The sequence below is a fragment of the Denitratimonas tolerans genome (assembly GCF_037203605.1).
Lineage (GTDB): Bacteria > Pseudomonadota > Gammaproteobacteria > Xanthomonadales > Xanthomonadaceae > Denitratimonas > Denitratimonas tolerans.
The window spans coordinates 1-7,921 of record NZ_JBBDHC010000027.1 but is presented as its reverse complement, the minus strand read 5'-3'; the positions used below and the strand labels follow the sequence as shown (position 1 = coordinate 7,921).

Sequence of the window (7,921 nt, the reverse complement as noted above, 5' to 3'; positions counted from 1 at the left end):
GAAGACCGGTTCACGCTGGCCCGCTGAAGGAAGGCCAGGAACTAAACCGCCTCACACACAAAAAATCGGACACGCCCCTGTAAACCATTGCAATGACTAAGATTTCGCCAATCTCGCAGTGGTCAAGCTCACGGTATCTGTTGATGCCAGCGTCGTGCCGGTACGGCGGACACGCTGGGAACTCGATCCGTCAGAAAAGCCGCAAACTTCTGTACCTGTGATCATGTGCCCCACCATCATGAGCGACATGGACGAACTAAAAGCCTTGGCCTCCCGCCTGCATTCTCTGTTGCAGCAGTCCATTGTCGAAATTGCGCCGAGGGTTCGGACTTTGGTCAGCGGCAATTCGAATGATGAAAGGCTGATCGAACACACGCTGGATCACCTGCTTGACGCTGCCTGCCTTCCCGAAGGCTTGGCCTTGTTCAAGACGCTCTGCCGACATTACTGGTACATCAATCCCGGGGCTGCCGCCTCCTACGTGCAGACCTATCGCCAGATGTGGGATGCCGACTCCCTGCCGATGGAGGGCGGTAGCCAGTCGAAGCCGGATGAGTCAGTTCCGTGAGTCGCCAAGGATGGCGGGAAGCAAGAACATTCCGGCGATCAGCGCCAGTAGCACAGCAACCACACCGACCGGCCACGGCGTACGCCCCAACATTTCGAAGATGGATGGATTTCGACGCGCCATGCCGGTCTGCTCCGCGACGTGGCCCGTGCCAGTAAGGCGCGGATACTGGACAATCCGCCCATGTGCAGCCGCTTCGTCCCGCCTGTCCAGGAAGTGATCGAGGAGTACTGGGGCCTGGAACCCAATGCCCATCCTGCGTGGGCGCCGTCGATCCATCCGCGCGCGCCCGGCCCCTTCATCCGCGCCAAGGACGGAGGACGTGAACTGGTCGTTGGCCAGTGGGCGTTGATCCCGAACTTTGCCAAGACCGCGAAGCTGCCGTTTTCGACAAACAATGCCCGGTCGGAGGAACTGGCCCAGAAGGCCAGCTACCGTGATCCGTGGAAGCATGGTCAGCGATGCATCATTCCAGCCTTGTCCTTCGACGAGCCGAATTGGGAAACGGGCAAGAACGTCTGGTGGCGCTTCCACCGCGCTGATGGCATGCCGTGGGGGCTTGCTGGCATCTGGAATACATGGATTGACTACGCCACGGGCGAAGTGGTCGAGAGCTATTCGATGCTGACCATCAACGCCGATGACCACCCGCTGATGCGCCGGATGCACAAGCCCGATCCAGCCTTCGGCCCCGACGAACAGGACAAGCGTTCCGTCATCCCCATCGAGATCGGTGACGTCGATCCATGGTTGCACGGCAACGTTGAGGAGGCATCGCGGTTGCTGCGGCTCGCGCCGGTGGAGGTGTTCACGGCCAGACCGGTGATCGAGAAGCAGCAGCAAACGTCGCTCCTGTAGTTCGGGGGCGGTTTGGTCAGGTCCACGCCTGCGCCAGACACCGACGGAAGATGTCATTGAGTCGGGACACCTTGTCGGGAGCAGCATCCTTCGGGATTTTGATGGCCTCCAGTCGTTCCAGCTCGGATTCGATGAAGTCGTGGATTGATGCAATCGGCGACTCCAGACCCATTTCCGGTGCGGCGCGCTTTTTCACGAGCAGCGCCTGAATGTCTGCACGCAACGCCGGGTTGTCCGGGGCCAGCGCCAGCAGCTTCTCGAACTCGATGGGCGCGGCCTGCTGGTGGCGCTCCTGCCAGCGCACGGCGAGCAACGGTCGAAGGACGTAGAAGTACTTCTTCAGCGGCACCTGATCGGCGCGCAAGTAGCCGCGAAAGTTGTTCTTGGCCATGCTGCGGTAATGGTAGATACCCTTCTCGCAGGAGTAGATCGCAGGCAAGGCCTCGCGTGCCAGATCGGCAAACGGGCCGTCCTGCCGATAGACGATGGGCGATTGAATCCACTCCACGAAGGCCGGATTCGACTTCCAGAACAGGCGTAGCGCCTTGCGCAAATCCCAGCCGTTGATGTCGATGTCGTCAACGATGGGGTATTCAATCACGTCGCGCTGTTCTTCCAGCCCGACCGACACGTACCAGTCGCGTGGATGCACATAGATGAAGCGTGCGTCGTAATCGCTGTTGGGCGACGAAAACCCCCATGCCCGACTGCCGGATTCCACGGCGAGCAGCACGCGCACGCCGTGTTCGGCTTCGGCCTTGTGAAGGCGGTCGAGGATGTCGGAACGGATGTCGGTGGGGATCATCTTGGAACGGTAGCCGCTCGCAGTGTAGGGCAGCAAGCTATCCAACCTGCGGCTCATTGATCCACAGGCGAACTTTCGTCGCTGCGCGCTTGCCCCTGCTTGAGTGCTTCGTATTTCGCCGATGCCCGCTCATACGACTCCCGGCTTTCCACGCGCCACCGGAAGAATCTCAAATTGTTGGAAACATGGCGAAACTTGCGAACAGTTGCCTTCAGACTGAGCCGTGCAGGTTGGCTGGATGCACCACGACGCTTCGGCAATAACCGCCACTTCGGGTCTTTCACATCGCCTCGTCCAGGGCGACGTGCCATGCCGAGCGTGGAGCCATCCTCACAGCAGCCGTAGGCCAGAAAGTTTTGCTGCGCGACGCGAAGGGAATAGTAGTTCGCACCACCTGCAATGTCAGGATTGGAAAATTGGAATGGACAATCTTCCCACGCACAAACATCGCAGCAATCATATCCACCACGGTAACCACGCAATGTCATGTAGCCACAGCACGGGCAGGTCAAATTCGGTCGAATTGGCGCTTCCCATCTGTGCATATCAACTCCTCAACACACCGCAATCGGCAATTCCGCCGCGCAGGTAGTGAAGCACGGCGACAAGTTCTCCTGCCGCATTCCCCACAGCGGCGACCGCTGCCAGCCGCTCGCGCCGAACCCGGCCACGCCGCGACCGTAGCGGCGATTGATCGCGTCCAGCGTCGCCATCAGTTTGTCGTCGCCTGCGGTGGGCGGCGAGAACAGATCGCCTTGCAAGTCGCGCGGGCGGGCGAGGTCGGTGAGCCAGATGCCGGCTTTCTTGTAGCCGCAGCCGTCGCGCAGGAAACGCCGATCCAACACACCGCGCAGCGTGGTGAGCAGCAGGCGCGTGTCGGAGGTTGGGACGGCCAGGTTCACCATCTTGTGCGGATGGTGCTGGCGCAGTTCGGCGCGGAAGGTGTCGGTGGTGGCAAACACGCCCATCGCGGCGGCAACGAGGCCGCGTGCGCGCAGCTTTTCGGCGGCGCGGATACAGAAGGTCGCCAGTGCTTGCCCGATGGCGGCGTGATCTTCGACGCGCTGGCCGAAGCTGCGGCTCACCATGATCTGCTGGCGATCCGGCTCGACTTCCTCCAGTTCCATGCAGGACTGGCCTTGCAGCTCGCGCACGGTGCGCGCCAGGGTCACGCCGAAGGCGGAAAGAATGTCGTCGAACGGCGCATCGCGCAGGTTCGCGGCGGTGGTGATGCCGCGTTCGCCCAGTCGTGCGGCGTAGCGCGGCCCGACGCCCCACACGTCTGCGACCGGAAACTCGGCCAGTACCTGCCCACGCACAGCGGCATCGGTGAGATCGACCACGCCCTCACCACGTTTGGCGTGCTTGTTCGCCAGCTTCGCCAAAGTTTTCGTCGGGGCGATGCCGATGCAGTTCGGGATGCCTGTCCAGCGGTGAATCTTCGTTCTCAGGTCGTGGGCGAAGGTGACGCGATCACGCACGCCGCGAAGATCGAGGAAGGATTCGTCCACCGAATAGACTTCCACGCGCGGCACGGCATCGCGCAGGATGGCGACCACGCGCGCCGACATATCGCCATACAAGGTAAAGTTTGCCGAGCGCACCGCCAGCTTGTGCCGAATCTCCGGCGGCACCTCGAAGATCGGCTGCGCCATGCGGATGCCGAGCGCCTTGGCTTCCGCCGAGCGTGCGATGCAGCAGCCGTCATTGTTGGACAGCACCACCAGCGGCTTGTTGCGAAGCTCCGGCTGGAACACGCGCTCGCAGCTCGCATAGAAGTTGTTGCCGTCCACCAGCGCGAACATGGCGATCAGCCCCGCAACGCCCCGGTCTTGGCCGGATGCCGCACCACGCCGGTCACGGCAAACAGTTCCACCTCCGTTTCCGGCGGCAGCACGATGTTCGCGCAGCGCGGATTGCGGCTGTGCAGTTCGATGTGATCGGCGCACACCTTCAGCACCTTGCAACTGGGCTGATTGCCGTCCCACACCGCCAGCACGATGTCGCCGTCCCTCACGTCCACCGACCGATCCACCACGAGGATGTCGCCGTCATTGATGCCCGCCAGAATCATCGACCAGCCTTCCGCCCGATAGAGGAAGGTTGCAGGTGCGTTGCGGATCAACAGGTCGTTGAGGTCAACCGAGTCGTCCTGAAAATCCTCGGCGGGCGATGGAAAACCCAGCGCCGCCCGTGCTGCGCCCATCGGCAAGGGCAGCGGAATCGGGTCAAGCCGCGCCGGGCCGAGTGGCACGACGGCGGAATCGAACAGGTAGATCGGGAGGGCGGACATGGCGGCGCACTATCGCGGCTGGCTGTCTCACAGCGTGAGACGGGCGAAGTACGTTAGCAGAATGACTAACCGCGCGTCGGGGCTGTTGACGCACTGGCATCAGCGAAGCCTATACGAAACCTGAACGATCACATCCAACACGCTTTCCAGTCTCAATCCCTGAGACAGCAAGCCAATAACGTCCCACGCAGAATCGCAATGTCAGGGAAGCAGCCATGAGTCTGATCTGGAGCAAGGACGACAATTCGAAGCGACCACACCCGCGTGATCTGGTGCGCAATTGCGGCCAATTGTTGGGGCGGCTCGATGATGTGTTCCCATGCATCTATCTCGCTCACTTCGGCGTGAGGGGGCGCGACATGCGGCGGCGCTTGATCGAGGAGAACAGCCATGGCCTGTTCTCGGTCGGCGAGCGACTGAAGAATGGCAATCGGCCGGGTGTTGCGCCACGAAATGGCCTGCTTCTGCCCGTGCGCTTGTGCCGCAACGAGCAGGCGCGCACCGCGCTGGAAGCCATTGCGAAATTGGTTGGCGATGGCAAAACCGGCACGATGGCATCTCGTCGTCGAGACGTACAGGCTTTGCTGGACAAGGGTTTTGCCGGGCAGTGGGAAGTTTCGGACACGGAACCGCTGGACAACCACGTCGTATTCCAGCCAAGCCCCGGCCTGTTCCATACCCTGCACGAATCCTTCGATTACGTCACCGAAGTGATCGACAACGAAGCAGGCAACGTGCGAATCACCAACACAGCCCGATTTCGTTGGAAGCAGTACGGCGAATTGCTGGAGTGGTTCAACACGCTTGGCGGAACGGGTCGCTTGCGTGAATGGACAACACTTGCACCCTATTTCGTCTGCGGAAATGCTGCCGCGCTGCGTTCCTACAACATGGATCGTTGGGCGCAGGCGGGCCTGCAACGTCCTGTCGAAGCACCGGGCAAGTGGTTCACGATCCGCCCTGACGTGGCAGATGGCGATATCGCCATCCGTATGGAAATGAGAGTGGCCGGGTGGGCGAAGTTGCATCTGACCTTGAACGGCAAGGCAGTGGAGATATGGTTGTCTGATGTGTTCGATCCGCTGCCCGAACTGGTCGCATGGAGCCGGGAAATCGACGAGGGTGACTTGCCCGTCCAGATGGAGATCGACGAAGAAGGCCAGGAAGCCGTGTTGACGGTGTTGAGCACGGATGATCCTGCGCGTGTATTGCTGCGTGTCACCCGCAAGGACGAGAACGAAATCCTGCTGGAAGGCATCGTGTCCCGTGCCGACTTGGGGGCCAAGCTCAGGGCTGAGCTGGTTCGATTCTTCACTTCGGAGTTCGATCCCAGAGAATGGGACGAGCGGGGCGATATCGATGACGGCGACGCGGAGGATGATGGCGCTGAAGAAGGCGATGGGTATATCCCCATGAACGAGCGTATTTCCGCCAAGGCCCAAGTATTGGGCAATCCCTGGCTGGCATCGGCCATCCCTTCGGCCACAAAGGATTCCTCTCCATGACCGACACCGCCCGCATCCCGCGTCATCTGCAAGTTCTGGGTGAAGTCTGGGACGAGTTCGCAAAGCGGCTCGATGCGGGCATCGCACCGGTCATGCCCATCGTCACCGATCACCTCGAACGCACGCAGGGCAAGCGTTTCAGCCAGCTTGCCACGCGGGAAACCGACTACATGCAAGCGTGGATCGAGCGTGTCACCGCATGGGTGAACGGGCCAATGGCGCAGGCGTTGATGAATTCCGGCACCTCGGATCGGGACATGCGCCGTGTTGCCGAACGCTTCTCGCACTTCGCCGATGAACTGATCGAGCGGCGCGAAGGGCTGAAGGCCACAGCCACCGTTCCGTCCATGCGCGCCGCAGCACCTCGGCTGGATGCGGTTTACGTCTCCATACTGAAGCAGGTACAGGCCTTCGTGTCGCAGGTGGTTGCGGCGCTGGGGCCAGCGGCCTTGAGTCATCCCAATGGCAAGCGTGAGGGCAATAGCATCGAACTGTCCTTCACCTTCAGGCCCGTCATCGACGCGGAAATGGCGCAATTCTCCGCGTGGATGGCGCGCGCCAAATCCGGCTGGGACGTGGCATCGCCCTATGGTTATCGCCGCGCCGCCAGCCTGCCGCTGGCAGCATCCAAGGCCAAACCATCTGTCGCCGCTGCCACCGCGCAAACCTCGCCCGTTCTTTGGCAACTGGGGATAGGCACGGTGTTTGCCCTCGTGATCCTGGTTCCCATCCTCATCTGGGGCACGAAGGCAATCGTGATCATGCTGGCGATAGCTGCATTGATCTGGTGCATTTTCCACCCAAAAACCGTCCTGATCGTCTTGGGTCTGTTCTTCTTTTTCGGCCCAGACTAGCTATTCCAGCGTTGACGGGGAAAATCGGCTCGGCATGCCCTCTGGCGGCCATGTCTTCGTCCCGTTACGACCATTGTTCGATCATTGCTTTTTGCTCCTTTGTTGTGAGGCGGTCATTTTGCCAACGCGACCATCTGCGCTTACGCGGCAATCTGACAAAGGAACAGGATGCTGTCCTCGACGCGCTTCTTGACTTGGTACAGCGCCGTCAGGCTCAGTGCGCCGGAAAGGCCGTGCGTTCCACCATTCAATTCCCTGATCAGCGCCAGAACATTGTTGATGTTCTCGTCGGCGAAGGCTTCGAGTTCGGTGTTGACGATACCCTTGGCGCGGAGCCGATAGGCCATCTTGGATCGACGCGTCACGGTGCCTTGCGATGTCCGTTCGCAGCCCGGCATTGCGGCCTCCACTTCGTCGTCCGGTGCGGAAAGCTCGATGATTCCGTTGAATACCTCGCGCACGCTGGTGCAGAAGTGGCGGGCGGCTTCAGGGTTCTTCGGGTTCAGCGAGAACAGCGCACCGCGCCAGCGGCTGTCGAGGTCTTCGGAGAGGCTGGAAATCTCGTCGGTGATGGTGGTGGCTTGCAGGCCGGAGGCATCGGAGGAATCGTCCGGTGCTTCCTGATCTTCGTCAAGAGCATTGAGCAGGCTGACGCTGTTGGCGGCTTCGCGCTCGGAAAGGTCGTAGAAGTGGTTTTCTTCGTTGCTGAGGTGGCGCGTCTGCTCGGTGGTTTCGAGGCGCTGGTAGCTTTCGGTCAGCCTCACGACCGACGTTCGATAGGTGACGACGCGCTGTGTGGAACTGCGGGATTGAAGCCGTGCAAGTTCGTTCTTGAGGCGCTGCTGGTTGGCTCGAACGCGATTGTTGTAGGTGCGAACAGCCGCGTTGTAGTTGTTGATGGCGGCGTTGATCTTGCGGACACGTTCCCGCCGATTCCGTTCGATGTCCCGCATCTGCTGCTGAGGTGTCGCCGGAGTTCATCAGCAAGGTCACCGACGAGGTGATGGCCGAGGTGACGGCGTGGCAATCGCGGCCGTT

At 61.0% G+C, this 7,921-nt stretch carries 9 protein-coding genes; 4 read left to right on the top strand and 5 right to left on the bottom strand.

The genetic code is table 11. The features are described from left to right. Positions 1-118: 118 nt before the first annotated feature. Positions 119-568 (top strand): hypothetical protein, encoded by a 450-nt coding sequence (locus WB794_RS13200; protein WP_337336324.1) that lies wholly within the window; start codon positions 119-121, stop codon positions 566-568. Positions 569-751: 183 nt separating this feature from the next. After that, positions 752-1,426 carry an SOS response-associated peptidase gene (locus WB794_RS13195; protein WP_337336323.1) on the top strand — a complete coding sequence of 225 codons (675 nt, stop codon included), beginning with the start codon at positions 752-754 and terminating at the stop codon, positions 1,424-1,426. A 16-nt stretch (positions 1,427-1,442) separates the two neighbouring features. Here the strand turns inward: WB794_RS13195 and WB794_RS13190 are convergent, their stop codons facing one another. From WB794_RS13190 to WB794_RS13175, 4 genes are read right to left on the bottom strand one after another with little or no spacing between them, the layout of a single operon-like run. Continuing rightward, positions 1,443-2,288 carry a nucleotidyltransferase domain-containing protein gene (locus tag WB794_RS13190; protein ID WP_337336322.1) on the bottom strand — a complete coding sequence of 282 codons (846 nt, stop codon included), beginning with the start codon at positions 2,286-2,288 and terminating at the stop codon, positions 1,443-1,445. Next, entirely contained in the window at positions 2,285-2,776 is a 492-nt protein-coding gene (locus WB794_RS13185) for a CPCC family cysteine-rich protein (protein ID WP_337336321.1), read from the bottom strand. The genes WB794_RS13190 and WB794_RS13185 overlap by 4 nt, the downstream gene beginning before the upstream one ends. A 9-nt stretch (positions 2,777-2,785) precedes the next feature. Continuing rightward, the gene (locus tag WB794_RS13180; protein ID WP_337336325.1) at positions 2,786-4,036 is read right to left on the bottom strand and encodes a Y-family DNA polymerase; all 1,251 of its coding nucleotides are present in this window, start codon (positions 4,034-4,036) and stop codon (positions 2,786-2,788) included. A 5-nt stretch (positions 4,037-4,041) separates the two neighbouring features. Continuing rightward, positions 4,042-4,524, bottom strand: a complete 483-nt coding sequence (locus WB794_RS13175) for a LexA family protein (protein WP_337336320.1) — start codon at positions 4,522-4,524, stop codon at positions 4,042-4,044. Between the two features lie 215 nt (positions 4,525-4,739). Here WB794_RS13175 and WB794_RS13170 point away from each other — a divergent pair, with 215 nt between their 5' ends. Together WB794_RS13170 and WB794_RS13165 are read left to right on the top strand one after the other, a co-directional pair. After that, entirely contained in the window at positions 4,740-6,029 is a 1,290-nt protein-coding gene (locus WB794_RS13170) for a hypothetical protein (protein ID WP_337336319.1), read from the top strand. After that, on the top strand, positions 6,026-6,883 hold the full coding sequence (locus WB794_RS13165; RefSeq protein WP_337336318.1) for a hypothetical protein: 858 nt from the start codon (positions 6,026-6,028) through the stop codon (positions 6,881-6,883). Before WB794_RS13170 ends, WB794_RS13165 begins: the two co-directional genes overlap by 4 nt. 140 nt (positions 6,884-7,023) lie before the next feature. Here WB794_RS13165 and WB794_RS13160 read toward each other — a convergent pair whose 3' ends face one another. Then, positions 7,024-7,836: a pPIWI-associating nuclease domain-containing protein gene (locus tag WB794_RS13160; RefSeq protein WP_337336317.1), complete on the bottom strand. Its 813-nt coding sequence runs from the start codon at positions 7,834-7,836 to the stop codon at positions 7,024-7,026. Positions 7,837-7,921: the final 85 nt, after the last annotated feature.